22 protein-coding genes are annotated in these 16,466 nt (G+C 41.1%); 5 read left to right on the top strand and 17 right to left on the bottom strand.

The features are described from left to right. Window positions 1-4 precede the first annotated feature (4 nt). The gene (locus tag CJ239_RS10645) at window positions 5-991 is read left to right on the top strand and encodes a LacI family DNA-binding transcriptional regulator (RefSeq protein ID WP_102211540.1); all 987 of its coding nucleotides are present in this window, start codon (window positions 5-7) and stop codon (window positions 989-991) included. Window positions 992-1,134: 143 nt separating this feature from the next. Here CJ239_RS10645 and CJ239_RS10640 read toward each other — a convergent pair whose 3' ends face one another. From CJ239_RS10640 to hisS, 13 genes are all read right to left on the bottom strand, one after another. After that, window positions 1,135-2,076: a YitT family protein gene (locus CJ239_RS10640; RefSeq protein ID WP_102211539.1), complete on the bottom strand. Its 942-nt coding sequence runs from the start codon at window positions 2,074-2,076 to the stop codon at window positions 1,135-1,137. Then, entirely contained in the window at window positions 2,054-3,817 is a 1,764-nt protein-coding gene (aspS, locus tag CJ239_RS10635; protein WP_102211538.1) for an aspartate--tRNA ligase, read from the bottom strand. The genes CJ239_RS10640 and aspS overlap by 23 nt, the downstream gene beginning before the upstream one ends. Before the next feature lie 154 nt (window positions 3,818-3,971). Continuing rightward, the gene (locus tag CJ239_RS10630; protein WP_102211537.1) at window positions 3,972-4,202 is read right to left on the bottom strand and encodes a hypothetical protein; all 231 of its coding nucleotides are present in this window, start codon (window positions 4,200-4,202) and stop codon (window positions 3,972-3,974) included. A 17-nt stretch (window positions 4,203-4,219) separates the two neighbouring features. Then, window positions 4,220-4,861 carry a CPBP family intramembrane glutamic endopeptidase gene (locus CJ239_RS10625; RefSeq protein ID WP_102211536.1) on the bottom strand — a complete coding sequence of 214 codons (642 nt, stop codon included), beginning with the start codon at window positions 4,859-4,861 and terminating at the stop codon, window positions 4,220-4,222. A 9-nt stretch (window positions 4,862-4,870) separates the two neighbouring features. Next, the gene (locus CJ239_RS10620) at window positions 4,871-5,569 is read right to left on the bottom strand and encodes an ABC transporter permease (protein ID WP_102211535.1); all 699 of its coding nucleotides are present in this window, start codon (window positions 5,567-5,569) and stop codon (window positions 4,871-4,873) included. Further along, window positions 5,562-6,386 carry an ABC transporter ATP-binding protein gene (locus CJ239_RS10615; protein WP_102211534.1) on the bottom strand — a complete coding sequence of 275 codons (825 nt, stop codon included), beginning with the start codon at window positions 6,384-6,386 and terminating at the stop codon, window positions 5,562-5,564. Before CJ239_RS10615 ends, CJ239_RS10620 begins: the two co-directional genes overlap by 8 nt. 10 nt (window positions 6,387-6,396) lie before the next feature. Continuing rightward, window positions 6,397-7,137 carry a DUF3169 family protein gene (locus CJ239_RS10610; protein ID WP_180958275.1) on the bottom strand — a complete coding sequence of 247 codons (741 nt, stop codon included), beginning with the start codon at window positions 7,135-7,137 and terminating at the stop codon, window positions 6,397-6,399. An 18-nt stretch (window positions 7,138-7,155) separates the two neighbouring features. Then, a complete protein-coding gene (locus tag CJ239_RS10605) occupies window positions 7,156-7,506 on the bottom strand; it encodes a PspC domain-containing protein (protein ID WP_102211532.1) in 351 nt (116 codons plus the stop codon). Between the two features lie 2 nt (window positions 7,507-7,508). Beyond that, on the bottom strand, window positions 7,509-7,706 hold the full coding sequence (locus CJ239_RS10600; RefSeq protein ID WP_102211531.1) for a hypothetical protein: 198 nt from the start codon (window positions 7,704-7,706) through the stop codon (window positions 7,509-7,511). Continuing rightward, on the bottom strand, window positions 7,693-7,881 hold the full coding sequence (locus tag CJ239_RS10595; RefSeq protein WP_042900138.1) for a hypothetical protein: 189 nt from the start codon (window positions 7,879-7,881) through the stop codon (window positions 7,693-7,695). Before CJ239_RS10595 ends, CJ239_RS10600 begins: the two co-directional genes overlap by 14 nt. Then, window positions 7,881-8,087 (bottom strand): helix-turn-helix transcriptional regulator, encoded by a 207-nt coding sequence (locus CJ239_RS10590; protein WP_001176233.1) that lies wholly within the window; start codon window positions 8,085-8,087, stop codon window positions 7,881-7,883. Before CJ239_RS10590 ends, CJ239_RS10595 begins: the two co-directional genes overlap by 1 nt. A 9-nt stretch (window positions 8,088-8,096) precedes the next feature. Next, window positions 8,097-8,561 carry a 2-hydroxyacyl-CoA dehydratase gene (locus CJ239_RS10585; RefSeq protein ID WP_102211530.1) on the bottom strand — a complete coding sequence of 155 codons (465 nt, stop codon included), beginning with the start codon at window positions 8,559-8,561 and terminating at the stop codon, window positions 8,097-8,099. Continuing rightward, window positions 8,561-9,841 (bottom strand): histidine--tRNA ligase, encoded by a 1,281-nt coding sequence (hisS, locus tag CJ239_RS10580; RefSeq protein ID WP_102211529.1) that lies wholly within the window; start codon window positions 9,839-9,841, stop codon window positions 8,561-8,563. Before hisS ends, CJ239_RS10585 begins: the two co-directional genes overlap by 1 nt. Before the next feature lie 86 nt (window positions 9,842-9,927). Here hisS and CJ239_RS12310 point away from each other — a divergent pair, with 86 nt between their 5' ends. After that, window positions 9,928-10,074 carry a hypothetical protein gene (locus CJ239_RS12310; RefSeq protein ID WP_000694304.1) on the top strand — a complete coding sequence of 49 codons (147 nt, stop codon included), beginning with the start codon at window positions 9,928-9,930 and terminating at the stop codon, window positions 10,072-10,074. On the opposite strand, the gene CJ239_RS10570 is transcribed toward CJ239_RS12310, so the two are convergent. Both CJ239_RS10570 and CJ239_RS10565 read right to left on the bottom strand, forming a co-directional pair. Next, the gene (locus tag CJ239_RS10570) at window positions 10,071-11,318 is read right to left on the bottom strand and encodes a transporter (RefSeq protein WP_102211528.1); all 1,248 of its coding nucleotides are present in this window, start codon (window positions 11,316-11,318) and stop codon (window positions 10,071-10,073) included. The two genes, CJ239_RS12310 and CJ239_RS10570, sit on opposite strands and share 4 nt — an antisense overlap. A gap of 305 nt (window positions 11,319-11,623) precedes the next feature. Further along, a complete protein-coding gene (locus tag CJ239_RS10565) occupies window positions 11,624-12,475 on the bottom strand; it encodes a helix-turn-helix domain-containing protein (protein WP_102211527.1) in 852 nt (283 codons plus the stop codon). A 124-nt stretch (window positions 12,476-12,599) separates the two neighbouring features. On the opposite strand from CJ239_RS10565, the gene CJ239_RS10555 reads away from it, so the two are divergent. Continuing rightward, complete coding sequence (locus CJ239_RS10555; protein WP_001206380.1) at window positions 12,600-12,941, top strand: metal-sulfur cluster assembly factor; 342 nt, start codon at window positions 12,600-12,602, stop codon at window positions 12,939-12,941. 18 nt (window positions 12,942-12,959) lie between these two features. On the opposite strand, the gene CJ239_RS11830 is transcribed toward CJ239_RS10555, so the two are convergent. Beyond that, window positions 12,960-13,112: a hypothetical protein gene (locus CJ239_RS11830; RefSeq protein ID WP_180958274.1), complete on the bottom strand. Its 153-nt coding sequence runs from the start codon at window positions 13,110-13,112 to the stop codon at window positions 12,960-12,962. Between the two features lie 132 nt (window positions 13,113-13,244). Further along, on the bottom strand, window positions 13,245-14,948 hold the full coding sequence (gene ilvD, locus CJ239_RS10545; RefSeq protein WP_000137343.1) for a dihydroxy-acid dehydratase: 1,704 nt from the start codon (window positions 14,946-14,948) through the stop codon (window positions 13,245-13,247). A 184-nt stretch (window positions 14,949-15,132) separates the two neighbouring features. Here ilvD and CJ239_RS10540 point away from each other — a divergent pair, with 184 nt between their 5' ends. Both CJ239_RS10540 and CJ239_RS10535 read left to right on the top strand, forming a co-directional pair. Then, the gene (locus CJ239_RS10540) at window positions 15,133-16,140 is read left to right on the top strand and encodes an SPFH domain-containing protein (protein WP_049531656.1); all 1,008 of its coding nucleotides are present in this window, start codon (window positions 15,133-15,135) and stop codon (window positions 16,138-16,140) included. Window positions 16,141-16,142: 2 nt separating this feature from the next. Continuing rightward, the gene (locus CJ239_RS10535; protein WP_000796544.1) at window positions 16,143-16,343 is read left to right on the top strand and encodes a PTS ascorbate transporter subunit IIC; all 201 of its coding nucleotides are present in this window, start codon (window positions 16,143-16,145) and stop codon (window positions 16,341-16,343) included. The last annotated feature ends 123 nt before the right edge of the window (window positions 16,344-16,466 follow it).

The following is a 16,466-nucleotide window of genomic DNA, read 5'->3' as shown; positions in this document are numbered from 1 at the left end:
TTTTATGCCCGTTACGATTAAAGATGTGGCCAAGGCTGCTGGTGTTTCACCTTCAACCGTAACCCGTGTTATTCAAAATAAATCAACCATTAGCGACGAAACGAAAAAACGCGTTCGCAAGGCTATGAAGGAGCTCAATTATCACCCCAACCTCAATGCTCGTAGCTTGGTAAGTAGCTATACTCAAGTTATCGGCTTGGTGCTTCCTGACGACTCAGATGCCTTCTACCAGAATCCTTTCTTCCCATCTGTCCTCCGTGGCATTGCTCAGGTAGCTTCTGAAAATCACTATGCTATTCAAATTGCAACAGGTAAGGATGAGAAAGAGCGTCTTAAAGCTATTTCACAGATGGTTTACGGCAAACGTGTGGATGGTTTGATTTTCCTTTATGCCGAAGAGGAAGATCCTTTGGTCAAGCTGGTCGCTGATGAGCAGTTCCCCTTCCTCATTCTAGGAAAATCCATTTCACCCTTTATCCCTCTTGTCGATAATGACAATGTCCAAGCTGGTTTGGATGCAACCGAATATTTCATCAAAAAAGGATGCAAACGAATTGCCTTTATCGGAGGTTCTAAGAAACTCTTCGTTACACAAGACCGTCTAACTGGTTACGAATCCGCGCTTAAGCAATACAAACTGCCTCTTGATGACAATCTGACCTACTTTGCAAATGAATTTCTAGAGGAAAAAGGATATCAATTTAGCCAACTCCTCTTTCAGCATGACCCTCAAATCGATGCTATCATCACAACCGATAGCCTCCTAGCTGAAGGGGTCTGTGATTATATCACAAAACACCAACTGGATGTCCCTGTTCTCAGCTTTGACTCGGTCAATCCCAAGCTCAACTTGGCGGCCTATGTTGATATCAATAGCTTAGAACTTGGTCGTGTTTCCCTTGAAACCATCCTCCAGATTATCAACGATACTAAAAGTAATAAACAAATTTGTTACCGTCAGTTGATTGCTCATAAGATTATTGAAAAATAAAAACCAGCTCACGCTGGTTTTTTTGGTCATTATACTCAATGAAAATCAAAGATCAAACTAGGAAGCTAGCCGCAGGTTACTCAAAGCACAGCTTTGAGGTTGCAGATAAAGCTAACGCGGTTTGAAGAGATTTTCGAAGAGTATTAATTATCTGTTTCAACGAATCGTCCCAGGATATGAACATTCTCCGATACCGATACAAAGGCACTTGGATCGACTTGTTTCATAATGAGTTTAAATTCATTAAACTCTGCACGTGTAATGACAGTGATTAAAACTGCCTTTCTCTCGTGATTATAGGTTCCTTCTGCATCGTGGATCATGGTGGCTCCGCGGTGCAATTTTTTATGGATTTTTTCAATTACCTTGTCTGGATGATTGGTTACAATCATAGCCTGCATCCGTTTTTGCTTGGTAAAGACCGCATCCGTCACACGGCTAGAGACAAAGATGGTAATCATAGAATAAAGGGCGTATTTCCAACCAAAGGTCAAACCAGCTATCAGCATGATGGTCCCATTTACTAAGAAAGAAATACTGCCGACATTCTTACCCGTTTTCTTGCGAATGGTCAGACTGACAATATCTGTCCCACCACTGGAGATATTGTTTCGAAGAGCAAAACCAATCCCCAAACCCATAACAACACCCCCAAAAAGGGCATTGATAATGGGATCCTCCGTCAAGGTCGCCACAGGGACAAACTGGATAAAGAAGGAACTCATAGATACCGTGATAAAGGTAAAAACAGTAAACTTATGCCCAATCTGATACCAAGCCAAGACCATCAAAGGGAAATTAATCGCGTAAAAAGCCAATGAAATCGGAATATGAAAACCAAACCAGTGATTACTCAAGGCAGAGATAATCTGTGCCAGACCTGTCGCACCACTCGAATACACATGTCCTGGTTGGAAAAAGAAATTGACCGCTACTGCTGATAAAAAACCATAGACCAGAGAAGCCGAAATCTTCTCATCATACTTTTCCCGAGAGATACTTTGTAAGACGCGTAAAATTTTTATCTGATGAGCAAAGCGGCGCAGATAATAGCGCCACCTCTTAATTCGTTTTGCTTGTTTCATCTTCTTCTACTTGTAAGCTGAGTTCCTCTAGTTGTTTGAGAGCCACTGTTGAAGGAGCTTGTGTCATTGGGTCACTTGCCTTGTTGTTCTTAGGAAAGGCAATGACTTCACGGATATTTTCTTCTCCTGCTAAGAGCATTACAAAGCGGTCAAGCCCAATAGCCAAGCCACCGTGTGGTGGGAAACCATAGTCCATGGCTTCAAGAAGGAAGCCAAACTGGTCATTTGCTTCTTCGGCTGAGAAACCAAGAGCCTTGAACATGCGTTCTTGAAGGTCTTTTTGGTTGATACGAAGACTACCACCACCAAGCTCATAACCGTTCAAGACAATATCGTAAGCAATGGCACGAACCTTAGCCAAATCACTTTCTAATTCGTGAGCAGTCTCTTCCTGTGGAAGGGTGAACGGATGGTGGGCGCTCATGTAGCGACCTTCTTCTTCAGACCATTCAAACATTGGCCAATCAACCACCCAAAGGAAGTTGAATTTATCGCTATCAATCAAGTCAAGCTCTTTGGCAATACGTCCACGAAGGGCACCAAGAGTTGCATTGGCCACCTCAAGCGTATCTGCCACAAAGAGAACGAGGTCCTTATCTTCAAGAGCAAGTGCTGTTGTCAATTCTTCTTGGATACCAGTCAAGAACTTAGCAACTGGTCCATTTAATTCTCCATCAACAACCTTGACCCAAGCAAGACCTTTGGCACCGTACTGCTTGGCTACTTCGGTCATCTTGTCGATGTCTTTACGTGAGTAGTTGTCCGCTGCGCCTTTGACTACAATTGCTTTTACAGCAGGTGCTTCTGAAAAGACTTTGAAGTCAACACCTTTGACCACTTCTGTCAAGTCCTGAAGCAACATGTCAAAACGAGTATCTGGTTTATCAGAACCATAAAGAGCCATAGCATCATCGTACTTCATACGAGGGAATGGGAGCGTTACTTCGATACCTTTGGTTTCTTTCATCACGCGCGCAATCAAGCCTTCTGTGATATCTTGGATTTCTTGCTCAGTAAGGAAAGACGTTTCCAAGTCGACCTGAGTGAACTCAGGCTGGCGGTCACCACGCAAGTCCTCATCACGGAAACATTTGACAATTTGGTAATAACGATCAAAACCAGCATTCATCAAGAGCTGCTTAGTGATTTGTGGACTTTGAGGAAGCGCGTAAAAATGCCCTTTATTGACACGAGATGGTACCAAATAGTCACGCGCACCTTCAGGCGTTGACTTAGAAAGGAATGGTGTCTCCACGTCGATAAACTCCAACTCATCCAAGTAGTTGCGGATAGAGTGGGTCACCTTGGCACGAAGTTTAAGATTTTCCAACATTTCTGGACGACGAAGGTCAAGGTAACGGTAACGCAAACGCGTATCGTCATTAGCCTCAATGCCATCTTTAATCTCAAATGGGGTTGTCTTAGCTGTATTAAGCACTGTCAAAGCTGTCACATTCAACTCAACTGCACCAGTTGGCAACTTATCATTAGCTTGCTCACGCGCAGCGACCTGTCCAGTCACCTCGATAACAAATTCACTACGAAGGCTTTCAGCTGTTGCCATAACCTCTGCAGATACTTTTTCAGGGTTGATAACCAACTGCATGATTCCTTCACGGTCACGAAGGTCGATAAAGATCAAACCACCAAGGTCACGACGACGGCCTACCCATCCTTTCAAGGTAATTTCTTGTCCGATGTGTTCCTCACGAACACGACCAGCATACATACTACGTTTCATTGTTTCTCTCCTCTTTTATTCTGTTACTATTTTACCATAAAAGCGCAGGCTCTTCATGAAAATCAGCAGAAAAGTTTGCCAGTCTTTAAAAATCAGGTGAAGGCCCTAAAAATTAGCCCCAATACAAAAATCCGATGAACTTCATCGGACTCTTTTATTTTGAATCGTTGCCTGCTTTACGCTTTTCAGCGATTTCAGCTGCCTTTCGAGGCAAGACGATTTCCGTCGTATAAGCTGTCCCAAAACGCCAGATACCAGCAATAGGGGCAAAGACTACTGCGAGATGGCTGTAGAAGAAATCGCCCTTGAAGGCATAAGCTAGTCCCCCAATGATGAAAAATAGAACTACTGCTTGAATCACTGCTAATAAAATTACTCGTTTCATATGACCTCCTGACTCTATTATAGCATGAGAATCATCAAAAAGCTGACTAAATTATTCAAAGCGTGGAGAGAAATACTGTAGACCAGACCTTTTCTGCTAATATAAGCCAAGCCCAAGCTAAAACCAAGACTAGCATAAACTAAAAACTGTTGCAAAGTTCCTGGAGAATGAATCAAGGCAAACAGAACACTAGTTACCAGAAGGAAAAGCAGAGTTTGTTTGCTATTGTCCTGCTTAGGAAAGAGATAGCGTGCTAACATCCCTCTAAAGATGAGTTCTTCCGTCAAAGGAGCAAAAATATTAATAGCAAAGAATGAGAAAAGTGGCTGAGCCAAGGTCAGGTCTGTCGCTGTTTGCTGATTTACCGAAGGATCATTTGGTAGGAAAAATTGAACGACAAGAGATAAGAACCAAACCAAGGCAGGGAGCCAAATAAATCGGTTAAAACCACTCTTCTCAATACGAACAGGACCTTTCTGATACCATTTGTAAATGCCGTACACATAAACTCCAGCCAAGGCCACATAGAGCAAGGTAGCAGCATAGGGTGAAGCACCTAGTTTCAAAGCTTCTACAGCCATACTCTGAACCAGACCATAACCAAAGAAAAAGGATAGAACAGCTAGAAGAAACCAGCCAAAGTTTTTAAGTAATTTCATAAAGATCTCCTATCTTGCTTTATAGCTGTTCTTCAATACAAAGAGGTTTGCTATCCCTAACACAAGTACCCAGGCAAGTAACATACCAATATTAGAAAAAGATATTTCCCCACCTTTTTTATTTAAAAGATTTACAATAGGACCAACGAACGAGTAATCCAACACTTTTTGAACCGTATCATTTTGAGAAGCAATCATAGGTAAAAAAGAGACAATTAACATAGGGAAGATACTATAGACTTGCGCTTTAGATTGAGTATCTGATACCGCACCGATTAGAAGGTTGAGAAAAATAATACTAATAGTTGCTAGGAGCAAATAGATAACGTAGGCAAATAAATAACCTGATAGATCTACTTTAAGATAGATGGGAAGCACAATCATAGCAAGTAACATTATCAGAATAGGGAGAACGAGCATACTGAAAGTATATTCTGTTGCTGTCACACCACTTAGGAGGAGTGATTTAAGATTTCGTTTTTCCTTATCTTCTGCCATCATAATCGATACCATATAACCACTTCCCATGCTCAAGACCATCGTCAAGCTAGCAGATAGAAAAAATAGGCTCAATTGTCCATTCTTATTTAAAAATTCATTATATAAAACAGTCAGTCCAAAAGGCAACAATAGAGTCGCCAACAAAGATGAATTGCTAATAAGGACTTGTAATCTTAACCATAGTAGGGCATTTAATTTTCTAAACATCTAACTTTTCTCCTGTCAATCTGATAAAGATTTCTTCTAGTGTCGGCTCACAAGAGTGAACCACCATCAAATCTGTCGTGTCTAAATGTGGCAATTCTTCAAATGGAACTATCTGTTCTCGTCCATCATTATAAACCACACGTACTTTCTTATCCACATGGTACTTCTGGATAATATCTTGCGGACTTCCATACTCTATTAAGTTCCCCTTATTCAAAAGAGATAAGCGATCACAAAGCAGAGTTGCTTCATGCATATCATGCGTGGTCAGAAAGATAGTTGTCCCCGCCTGCTTTAATTCTTGAAGTAGGGTATGAATCATCTTAGATGTTGTAGGGTCTAAGCCACTGGTTGGCTCATCTAGAAAGAGAATCTTAGGAGCATTCAGAAGGGCACGAGCCAAGAACATTCGTTGTTTCATTCCTGTAGATAGTTTTTCTGCGATAATATCTTTAGCATCTGCCAATCCAACCTGTTGGAGCACCTGAACTACTCTATCTGACTTGAGACCATATAACTTAGCATAGATGAGCAGATTTTTGTAAAGACTCATCTTTTCATAAAAACCACTCCCATCACTAACTATACCGATTTGTTCCAAATCATTTGAGGTTAAATCTTGAGAATTCTTGCCTAACAAAACTGTTTTACCTTGATCTGCAGCCAACTGACCTGTCAAGACATTGATCATGGTTGTTTTACCTGAGCCAGAAGGACCAAGAAAACCAAAGATTTCACCCTCCTTAATCTCAAAAGAAATCTGGTGAAGAGCTTTTTTGCTCCCAAAACTTTTGCTTACATTTTCAACACGAATCATAGAAACTCCTTTATTTGAAATAGCGTTTTACCATAGGTAACTGCATCACATTGATATAAATGTGGATTGTTCCTACAAGCAAGAAGGCTAGTAACTGAATCTCTCCTGTCAGTAAAGAAAAGAGAGCAATCAGAAAGTAGAGACCTGGCAAGACATATTGGTTTAATTGGAATAAAATCTGAAAACTCTGTTCCAAATAAGCCTGACGCTCCCCTTCATCATAAGAATTGATATAGTACAAGACATCCTTTGGTGTAGAGAAAGGAAGCAAATCAAACTGACGAACGATTGTAATTGTTTTAGAAAGAGATTTTTGAGCATTGAAAACCCACGCAAATACCAAAAAAGAAAGAGATAAGGTTATATGGCTTCCATTTAATACAATCACTTCATTTAATGAGATGGAAAGAGCCAATAAAATCGCTACACTTGTAATATTAAAGGCAATGCTTCCAAACTCTAGATTCCGATACATTTGCACATAATAGGTTTCATTCAAATCATCATCCATTTCCTCTTGATACAAGGAGTGAAATTTTCTGCTTTTCTTTAAGAAATTGAAAGTCAAAAGAATACTAATGAAACCTATCAGTAAACAAATAGCTGATATCCATGGTGTCAAGACTTTTACATCTAAAATAATTTCGTAGGATTCGGCACGTGCCTTAAACATCCCTATAAACACGCCAAAGAAAGCTCCCAAGACAATAGACATTAAAAATAACAAGACACGTTTATTTTTCTTTTTCATATTCAACCTCTTTCTAAACTAAACCAATCCAACTAACCACTGACCAAAGACTTTACCTGATTCATAAATTGCTGTCAAGCCCTCTGTTCCAAGTGATACTAAAATCAAACAAACAGCAAACAAGAGAATAGCTTGATTTCTTGCTTTTTTCGCCCCTTCTACTAAAGGATCTCTCCCAAGCCAGCCCGCTAGATAAGCATATAGGATGACTGTTAAAATCCCAAACTCTGTTGACGAAAGAAACAGCAAAATGGCTACCAAACGGATGACGTTAATCTTGATATTAAAATAATTTCCTAAACCTGCACAGACACCTGCAAGTTCTTTGTTCTCAGTATCTACTTGAAAACCTGCTAAAAACTCTTTCATATTCATTCTCCTTTTTCACTTGCTAGATTTTTGGATTTCTTTTCAATCCAGTCAATTACTGGGATGAGTGCAAAGTAGGCCCAAATAAATTGGTCACTGTAATAGAGATCAAACCATCCTAGATTTGCTCCAATTAGTAGACACAGGCTGACTAATAGAGCTATGGCCACTACATAATAAATCACTTTATACTTGTTCATCATTTTTCTCCTTTTTCTTCAACCGATTGAAAATGGACAAGAGGGCTAAATTAAGCCAAAACAAATACTTACTTTCAACAAAATAAAACCACCCCAGTAATGTTCCAACCATAGCGAAAGCATTCACAACGAGGGTAAGAACACTCATATAATAAATCACTCTATACTTGTTCATCACTCATCCTCCTCCAAGCGAAATACCGATTCGACTGTTTCGTTGAAAATCTGAGATATTTTCAAGGCAATCACAACGGACGGGGTGTATTCGTCCCGTTCTAATAGGCTGATAGTCTGTCTGGAAACCTCTGCTAGCTTGGCTAGTTCGGTTTGATTGAGGCCATCGCGAGCCCGAAGCTCTTTTAGACGATTTTTTAGTTGCATGTTACACACCTACTCTCCGTCAAATTCAACGGTTTGGATATCCTCAATACGTTGCAACTTGAATTTTTCTTTTCCCTTTTTATCAACACTACGTAGTTTGACCCATTCCTCGTCAACATCCACAACTTCCCAGTTATCTGGCCCAATATACACTCCCGTTATAATTGGTTTCTTTCCAATCATTTCTTGCAATAATCTTGACATCTCTATATTTCCTTTCTCTTTTCGCTCAAGCTTTTTGATTTTCTGCTCTAGTTTCTTGATTTTTTTAGAATCATTAGAATAAAAGAAAATCAGAAATAGTATAAACCCTAGTAGCCACATCATAGCTCCTTTCTCCTTTTCTCTTAACTTGCTTACATTGTAACACATCTTTTTCTTTTTGACAAGTATATTTGTCAAAAAGTTTATGATTTTTGTCATTTTGCAAAAGAAAAAGGTCAGGAGTAAGGTCCTGACCAGTTTATCTATCATTAAAAGCCTAATTTTTCAAAAATTTCTGAGAAGTTTTGGCTGATTGTCTCAAGTGACACTTGCACTTCTTCTCGGGTTTGGTTGTTCTTGACTGTCACTTGTCCGCTTTCGACTTCGCTCTCGCCTAGAGTGATGAGAGCCTTAGCCGCAAAGACATCGGCTGACTTGAACTGAGCTTTGAGTTTACGGTTAAGATAATCACGCTCTGCTTTGAATCCTTGTTGGCGAAGGGCTTGTACCAACTCCAAGGCCTTGACATTTGCTCCTTCGCCCAAGACTGCGATATAGACATCTAGGGCGTTTTCGATAGGGAGGGCCACACCTTGCTTTTCAAGAATGAGAAGTAGGCGCTCTACACCAAGTCCAAAACCAAATCCAGCGGTTTCAGGGCCACCAAAGTAGGCAACCAAGCCATCGTAACGACCACCCGCACAGACTGTCAAGTCATTGCCCTCAATCTCTGTGATAAACTCGAAAATGGTGTGGTTGTAGTAGTCCAGACCACGCACCATATTGGTATCGATGATATAGTCTACTCCAAGATTTTCCAACATCTGACGCACAGCATCAAAATGAGCTTGGCTTTCTTCATCAAGGAAATCCAAGATAGACGGCGCATTTTCTACTGCCACCTTGTCTTCTTTTTCCTTAGAGTCCAAGACACGGAGAGGATTTTCCTCCAAGCGACGTTGACTATCCTTGGACAAGGTCTCCTTGAGCGGTGTCAAATAGTCAATCAAGGCTTGACGATAGGCTGCACGACTCTCAGGATTTCCAAGAGTGTTGAGGTGCAATTTGACACCTTGGATACCGATTTCTTTCAAGAAATGGGCTGCCATCGCGATTGTTTCCACATCGGTAGCTGGATTGCTAGAGCCAAAGCACTCAACACCAATCTGGTGGAACTGGCGCAAACGCCCTGCCTGTGGACGCTCATAGCGGAACATAGGGCCCATGTAGTAGAACTTACTTGGCTTTTGCACTTCTGGGGCGAAGAGTTTATTTTCCACATAAGAACGGACAACTGGCGCTGTTCCTTCTGGACGGAGGGTAATATGACGGTCACCCTTGTCATAGAAATCGTACATTTCCTTGGTCACGATATCGGTTGTGTCTCCGACAGAGCGACTGATAACCTCGTAGTGCTCAAAAATAGGCGTGCGCACTTCTGCATAGTTATAGCGCTTGAAAATTTCACGGGCAAAGCCCTCAACGTACTGCCATTTGGCAGATTCAGCAGGTAAAATATCCTGCGTTCCTTTTGGTTTTTGTAATTTCATAGGGAATCCTCTTTAAACTTAATAGTCTTATTTTACCATAAATAGAGGGATTAAAACAGTATGAATAAAATTAGGATTTATACTCAATGAAAATCAAAAAGCAAACTAGGAAGTTAGCCGCAGGTTGCTCAAAACAGTGTTTTGAGGTTGTGGATAGAACTGACGAAGTCAGTAACCATATCTACGGTAAGGCGACGCTGACGTGGTTTGAAGAGATTTTCGAAGAGTATTAGATATCATTTTTAAGATTAAGACCTGTCAAAAGAATAGCCAGCAAGGAAAAACCAACAAATAGCATCCAAGTCAACTGTATATTCCATACAGCTACAAGTGAAAAACAGGCTGTTCCCACAGGTATGGATAAGGTGAACAATAAACCTAAAAAATTACTGGTACGAGCTAGAACCTCTGGAGCTAGATTTTTCAGGAGCAAGGCACTAATCTTTGGTTGAACTTTACCAGACACATACAGAGTTGAACAGATAAATAGTAAACCAAGTACGACTTGATTGAATAAATTAGCTAGACCAACTAGACTGAGTCCTACGGTCACCCACATCATCAATCTAGGCAAGGACTGCTTCCCAAAATAATCATTGCCCGTAAGGCTACTGATGATGATTGCTAACAAAGCACAGAATTGACTGATAAATAATGCCTCTGTGTAAGAAAAGTCCAAAAGAGAATGGCTCAAAAAGAAGATGTTATAGATACTTCCTAAAGCGCCACCCAAGGCATTGATAAGCAAGACAGCAAAGAGCATAAAACCAAAGTTTTTCTGTCCACCTTTAAGAAAAACGAGACGTAAATTTCGATAAATCGTTAGGAACTGCTCTTTGATCGGAAGCTTCTCATTTTTTAGAATTTCACCATCAGCAGATGACATTGACAGGCTCAATTTGCTTTTTCCTAAAAAGAGGATGACGGCTGATACTAGGAAGAAACAGGCATTGATTCCCGCAACGAGGGAAAAATTGTTGACCGATAGACCTAAGAGCCAGACTCCAAAAGCTTGACCCCCAATAGCTGAAATATAGGTGATGAACTGGGAAAAAGAATAAGCCTCCATCAAATCCTCTTCAGCTACTTTTTCCTTAATAAGAGGCATGCGCAAGCCACCTGCAAAATCACTGATGACATCACTAATGACATTGATTAAACACAGACTAGAAAAGGCAAAGAGACTAGCTTGCTGGACAACTAGGGCTGCTAGAAAAAATAAAACCGCCTGAAACAAACCGCTATAGACCATCCATTTGACCTTGTCCCTCGTGTAATCTGCCCGAATTCCTACAAAAACTGTAAAGAGAGTCGGAAGAAGCATGACAATATTCGCCATAGCAACAGCAAAAGATGCTTGTGACAAGGTCGATGCATAGACGATAAAGACCAGATTAAAAATCGAAGCACCAAAAGCATTGAAGAAGCGTGACAAAGTCAAGAGTCGATAAGCTTGATTTCTGAACAATAGTTTCATAGGTAATCTCCCTTCTTGTTCGAATACTCAATGAAAATCAAAGAGCAAACTAGGAAACTAGCCGAAGGCTGTACTTGAGTACGGCAAGGTGAAGCTGACGTGGTTTGAGGAGATTTTCGAAGAGTATAAGTTTTATGTGAAGTATGACTATAGTATAGCACTTAGAAATTTTAGAGGAAAAACTTTTGAATATATGCAACAAATAAAATGAGCAAAAAGAAACGATAGAATTTCTCCAGCGACACGAGAGAGCCCGACAGTTCTATCGCTTAAAATTTCAAATAATTTTCTTAGTTTGCAGATATTCAACAATCGGTCGTATTTCTATAATATTCGGCAGATTTGTTACAGCCAAGCATCTCAAAAATATGGACAGCATCCTCCATCTTTTTCTGGCCTTCCTTGACTCTGCCTTGCTTGCTATCAAGGAGACCTTCTGCCCACAGATAAACCGTTCGGAAATAGGTTTCATTTTCATTGTAGAAATGCTCTTTGATGGCACGTTTAAAATAAGAGGCATTGGTAAATTCTTCACACTCAATGCTGGCTAAAAAGCCATTCAATAGCATGGTGTGAAACAGGTTTCGGTTTCCAGACATTTCCATTAGAAAATCGGATTTTCGGATCATTTCTCGTACATATCTAGTAAAAAGGGAAACAGATAAGAAGGGAGAACTGACTGAGAACAAATTGAGTTCATAGATTCCCCAAATCTCGGTAGAAAACAAGTAGTCATGAAGGACTTTCCCCTCCTCTGCCGTTAACTCTACCCTTTCGTCCATGCTCTTCATATAAGACTTGATAAGAATGGCATTTAGAATATGTTTCTGTTTGTTTTGAGAATGGGCATGCTTTTGATACTCCCTGCGATACAAGCCCTCAAGCGGAGCTATATTCTTTGGATCCAAGATATCTATGATTTCTTTTCTCAACTCAGAATCTGTATCATGCTGAAAACCTCTCGCCAGAAAGAGGATTTCCTCCACACTGGCAGATATATTTTCTAGGGCAAATAGAAATTTTTCTACCGAAAGCTCACTCTGACCTGTTTCAAAGCGGGATAACATGGACGGCGAAAATTGTCCCCCAGTTGCTTGTCTCAGCGAGATATGTCTTGACTCTCGTAGTTGTCTAAAGACTTTTCCAATCTGCTCCATAAACTTCCCCTTGATTCCCTATTTTCTTTATATTATCATATTTTTTCAGAAAATCCATCAAAAACTTGCCAAATTGTCAGAATTATGAGAAAATAGAGGATATTTATCACGTGGAGGGACTGTAATGAGAGAGGATATCAAAATCAATGACCGCGCTTTGGCCTTACAAGACCAAATTATCGAAAAACTAGAGAAGGTTTTTGACACAGATGTGGAATTGGATGTTTACAATCTAGGGTTGATTTATGAAATCAATCTGGACGAAACAGGCCTCTGCAAGATTGTCATGACCTTCACCGATACTGCCTGCGATTGTGCCGAAAGTTTGCCTATTGAAATCGTGGCAGGTCTCAAACAAATCGAGGGTATCGAAGATGTCAAGGTTGAAGTTACCTGGTCTCCTGCCTGGAAGATCACACGAATCAGTCGCTACGGCCGCATTGCCCTTGGACTACCACCTCGTTAATACTCTTCAAAAATCTCTTCAAACCACGTCAGCGTCGGCTTGTCGTAGGTATATGTTACTGACTTCGTCAGTTCTATCTGCAACCTCAAAACGGTGTTTTGAGCTGACTTCGTCAGTTCTATCTGCAACCTCAAAACGGTGTTTTGAGCTGACTTCGTCAGTTCTATCCACAACCTCAAAGCAGTGCTTTGAGCAACCTGCGCCTAGCTTTCTAGTTTGCTCTTTGATTTTTATTGAGTATAAGCAGGCAAATCACTTTTGAAGATAAAAAGAAGCAAGCCGAAGTTGGCTTGCTTTTTGAGTTTATTTTTTACCTGACTTGTCCATATTCCAGAAGTCTGTCACAGCTCCACGAGAAGCCGATGATACGATGTGGGCATATTTACCGAGGACACCACGGCTATAAAGTGGTGGCAAGGTTGTTTCTGCCTTACGTTTTTCAAGTTCTTCTTCGGATACGGCCATGGAAATTTCTTTGGTATCTTGATCAACTGTAACGATATCGCCTGTACGAAGGTAGGCAATTGGTCCACCATCCTGAGCTTCAGGAGCGATATGTCCAACAACCAGACCATAAGTACCACCAGAGAAACGTCCGTCCGTCAAGAGGGCAACCTTGTCTCCCTGACCTTTACCAACAATCATGGATGAAAGTGACAGCATCTCAGGCATACCAGGACCACCCTTAGGTCCAACGAAACGAACAACGACTACATCGCCATCAACGATTTCATCTGTCAGAACGGCCTGAATTGCATCTTCTTCTGAGTCAAAGACCTTAGCGGGACCAACGTGACGACGTACTTTAACACCTGATACCTTGGCAACCGCACCGTCAGGGGCAAGGTTCCCGTTCAAGATGATAAGCGGACCGTCCGCACGTTTTGGATTTTCAAGTGGCATAATAACTTTTTGACCTGGTGTAAGGTCTGCAAAGTCAGCCAAGTTCTCAGCTACAGTCTTACCAGTACATGTAATGCGGTCTCCATGAAGGAAGCCATTCGCCAAGAGATATTTCATAACCGCAGGCACACCACCGACTTCGTAGAGATCTTGGAAGACATACTGACCAGAAGGTTTCAAGTCGGCCAAGTGAGGCACACGTTCTTGAATCGTATTGAAGTCCTCAAGTGACAAGTCAACATTGGCAGCATGGGCAATAGCAAGCAAGTGAAGAGTGGCGTTTGTAGAACCACCGAGAGCCATAGTTACAGTAATGGCATCTTCAAAGGCTTCACGAGTCAAGATATCTGATGGCTTGAGACCAAGCTCCAACATCTTAACAACAGCACGTCCTGCTGCTTCGATATCTTCTTTCTTATCAGCTGATTCAGCTGGGTGAGATGATGACCCTGGCAAACTCATACCGAGAACTTCGATAGCAGTCGCCATGGTATTAGCAGTATACATACCACCACAGCCACCAGGGCCAGGGCAGGCATTACATTCAAGACGTTTCACGTCCTCAGCCGTCATATCACCGTGGTTCCATTTTCCGATACCTTCAAACACAGAAACCAAATCGATGTCTTTGCCATCAAGATTTCCAGGTGCAATAGTTCCACCATAGGCGAAAATAGCTGGAATATCCATATTAGCAATGGCAATCATAGAACCAGGCATGTTCTTGTCACAGCCACCGATAGCGACGAAGGCATCGACGTTATGACCACCCATAGCCGCTTCGATTGAGTCCGCAATGATATCACGAGATGTCAAAGAGAAACGCATACCAGGCGTTCCCATGGCAATCCCATCCGCTACCGTGATAGTCCCAAACTGCACAGGCCAAGCACCTGCTGATTTGACACCTTCTTTAGCCAATTTCCCAAAATCATGCAAGTGAATGTTACATGGTGTATTTTCCGCCCAAGTCGAAATAACCCCAACAATCGGTGTTTCAAAGTCCTTATCTGTCATACCAGTCGCACGAAGCATGGCACGGTTTGGTGATTTAACCATGCTGTCATAAATGCTACTGCGGTGACGTTTATCTAATTCAGTCATTTGTTCCCTCCCATTTCAGTTTTTACTATTATAGCACATTTTAAAAGCAATGAACAGAAGAAAATTCTTGAATTTTCAGAAAATTCTATACAGTAATAGTTTCTTTAAAAATTTTACATTTATTTCTTGACTTTATAAATTAAAGTGATATCATTTAGATATCAAATAACAGGAGGTCATTCTTATGACTGAAAAACTCATCAATTCAAAACCAAATGGTGTATTCGCATTGATTCTCATTGAGTTGACACTCGTACTTGGTGTCTTTATATTTATAATGGGTGTTGGTTCGGAAAACATTTTTGGAATTATTATCGGACTTTTACTAAGCCTAATTGCAGGTCTAGCTCATGCTGGTTTAAAAGTTGTCAAACCTCAGGAGGCTCTGGTTCTTACACTCTTTGGTAACTATACAGGTACCATCAAAGAACCTGGTTTTTACTTTGTAAATCCCTTCAGCGTAGCAGTTAACCCTGCAAACCACACTCGACTTGGACAAAGTGGTGACGTTAGCACGAAATCTCCTTTTTCAGGGATGAAATCATCAAATGGCAATGATGTAAATATTGAAATTGGCAAGAAACAGATTTCCCTCAAGGTTATGACCTTGAGCAATTCTCGCCAAAAAATCAATGATTGTCTAGGAAATCCTGTGGAAATTGGAATTGCCGTTACTTGGCGTGTAGTCGACACCGCTAAGGCAGTCTTCAACGTAGATAACTACAAGGAATACCTCTCTTTGCAGTGTGATAGCGCCCTCCGTAATATTGTCCGCATCTATCCTTACGATGTGTCTCCTAATGTAGATACTACAGGTGACGGTCAAGCAGATGAAGGTAGTCTTCGTGGCTCTAGCGAAATTGTTGCTAACCGTATTCGTGAAGAAATCCAAAGTCGCGTTGAAGATGCTGGCTTGGAAATCCTTGAAGCACGTATTACTTACCTAGCTTACGCTCCAGAAATTGCTGCTGTTATGCTTCAACGTCAACAAGCATCTGCCATTATTGATGCCCGTAAGATGATTGTGGATGGCGCTGTGGGTATGGTTGAAATGGCCCTGGAACGTCTCAATGAAGGGGAATTGGTCGAGCTTGACGAAGAACGAAAAGCTGCCATGGTTTCAAATCTCCTAGTCGTCCTCTGTGGCAATCATGATGCACAACCAATTGTCAACACAGGAAGTCTTTACTAAAGATGGCTGAAGCTAAAAAAAAGCAGATCCCCCTTCGACTCTCAACAAAGTTATACGCTGCACTCGCATCATGGGCAGAAGACGACTTTCGTTCAGTCAATGGGCAAATCGAGTATCTCCTCACAGAATGTGTCAAACAACGGAAGAAAGACGGAAAATACGTATCAGAAACCATTGACGAACCATTTGAGATTGATATTTAACACCTTCTCCTGTCTGCCGTGTCGGATAGGAGAATTTTGCTAAATTCCCAAACGAAGTTCCGCTGTTAGTAGAAGTGGAAGTTAGTCTGATAAAAATCCTAAAAACCAGTGGAATTCCGTGTC

Source organism: Streptococcus sp. UMB0029 (genome assembly GCF_002871495.1).
Taxonomy (GTDB): Bacteria; Bacillota; Bacilli; order Lactobacillales; family Streptococcaceae; genus Streptococcus.
This window is presented reverse-complemented; position numbering and strand designations above follow the sequence as displayed.

Excerpts from the sequence above, each read along its gene's own strand:
- CJ239_RS10565 (WP_102211527.1), bottom strand. The coding sequence starts at position 12,475 with ATGGAGCAGATTGGAAAAGTCTTTAGACAACTACGAGAGTCAAGACAT.
- CJ239_RS10540 (WP_049531656.1), top strand. The coding sequence starts at position 15,133 with ATGACTGAAAAACTCATCAATTCAAAACCAAATGGTGTATTCGCATTG.
- hisS (WP_102211529.1), bottom strand. The coding sequence starts at position 9,841 with ATGAAATTACAAAAACCAAAAGGAACGCAGGATATTTTACCTGCTGAA.
- CJ239_RS10535 (WP_000796544.1), top strand. The coding sequence starts at position 16,143 with ATGGCTGAAGCTAAAAAAAAGCAGATCCCCCTTCGACTCTCAACAAAG.
- CJ239_RS12310 (WP_000694304.1), top strand. The coding sequence starts at position 9,928 with ATGAAAATCAAAAAGCAAACTAGGAAGTTAGCCGCAGGTTGCTCAAAA.
- CJ239_RS10615 (WP_102211534.1), bottom strand. The coding sequence starts at position 6,386 with ATGATTCGTGTTGAAAATGTAAGCAAAAGTTTTGGGAGCAAAAAAGCT.
- CJ239_RS10555 (WP_001206380.1), top strand. The coding sequence starts at position 12,600 with ATGAGAGAGGATATCAAAATCAATGACCGCGCTTTGGCCTTACAAGAC.
- CJ239_RS10645 (WP_102211540.1), top strand. The coding sequence starts at position 5 with ATGCCCGTTACGATTAAAGATGTGGCCAAGGCTGCTGGTGTTTCACCT.
- CJ239_RS10625 (WP_102211536.1), bottom strand. The coding sequence starts at position 4,861 with ATGAAATTACTTAAAAACTTTGGCTGGTTTCTTCTAGCTGTTCTATCC.
- CJ239_RS10640 (WP_102211539.1), bottom strand. The coding sequence starts at position 2,076 with ATGAAACAAGCAAAACGAATTAAGAGGTGGCGCTATTATCTGCGCCGC.
- CJ239_RS10630 (WP_102211537.1), bottom strand. The coding sequence starts at position 4,202 with ATGAAACGAGTAATTTTATTAGCAGTGATTCAAGCAGTAGTTCTATTT.
- ilvD (WP_000137343.1), bottom strand. The coding sequence starts at position 14,948 with ATGACTGAATTAGATAAACGTCACCGCAGTAGCATTTATGACAGCATG.
- CJ239_RS10595 (WP_042900138.1), bottom strand. The coding sequence starts at position 7,881 with ATGAACAAGTATAGAGTGATTTATTATATGAGTGTTCTTACCCTCGTT.
- CJ239_RS10585 (WP_102211530.1), bottom strand. The coding sequence starts at position 8,561 with ATGATAGATAAACTGGTCAGGACCTTACTCCTGACCTTTTTCTTTTGC.
- CJ239_RS10590 (WP_001176233.1), bottom strand. The coding sequence starts at position 8,087 with ATGCAACTAAAAAATCGTCTAAAAGAGCTTCGGGCTCGCGATGGCCTC.
- aspS (WP_102211538.1), bottom strand. The coding sequence starts at position 3,817 with ATGAAACGTAGTATGTATGCTGGTCGTGTTCGTGAGGAACACATCGGA.
- CJ239_RS10600 (WP_102211531.1), bottom strand. The coding sequence starts at position 7,706 with ATGAACAAGTATAAAGTGATTTATTATGTAGTGGCCATAGCTCTATTA.
- CJ239_RS10610 (WP_180958275.1), bottom strand. The coding sequence starts at position 7,137 with ATGAAAAAGAAAAATAAACGTGTCTTGTTATTTTTAATGTCTATTGTC.
- CJ239_RS10570 (WP_102211528.1), bottom strand. The coding sequence starts at position 11,318 with ATGAAACTATTGTTCAGAAATCAAGCTTATCGACTCTTGACTTTGTCA.
- CJ239_RS10620 (WP_102211535.1), bottom strand. The coding sequence starts at position 5,569 with ATGTTTAGAAAATTAAATGCCCTACTATGGTTAAGATTACAAGTCCTT.
- CJ239_RS10605 (WP_102211532.1), bottom strand. The coding sequence starts at position 7,506 with ATGAAAGAGTTTTTAGCAGGTTTTCAAGTAGATACTGAGAACAAAGAA.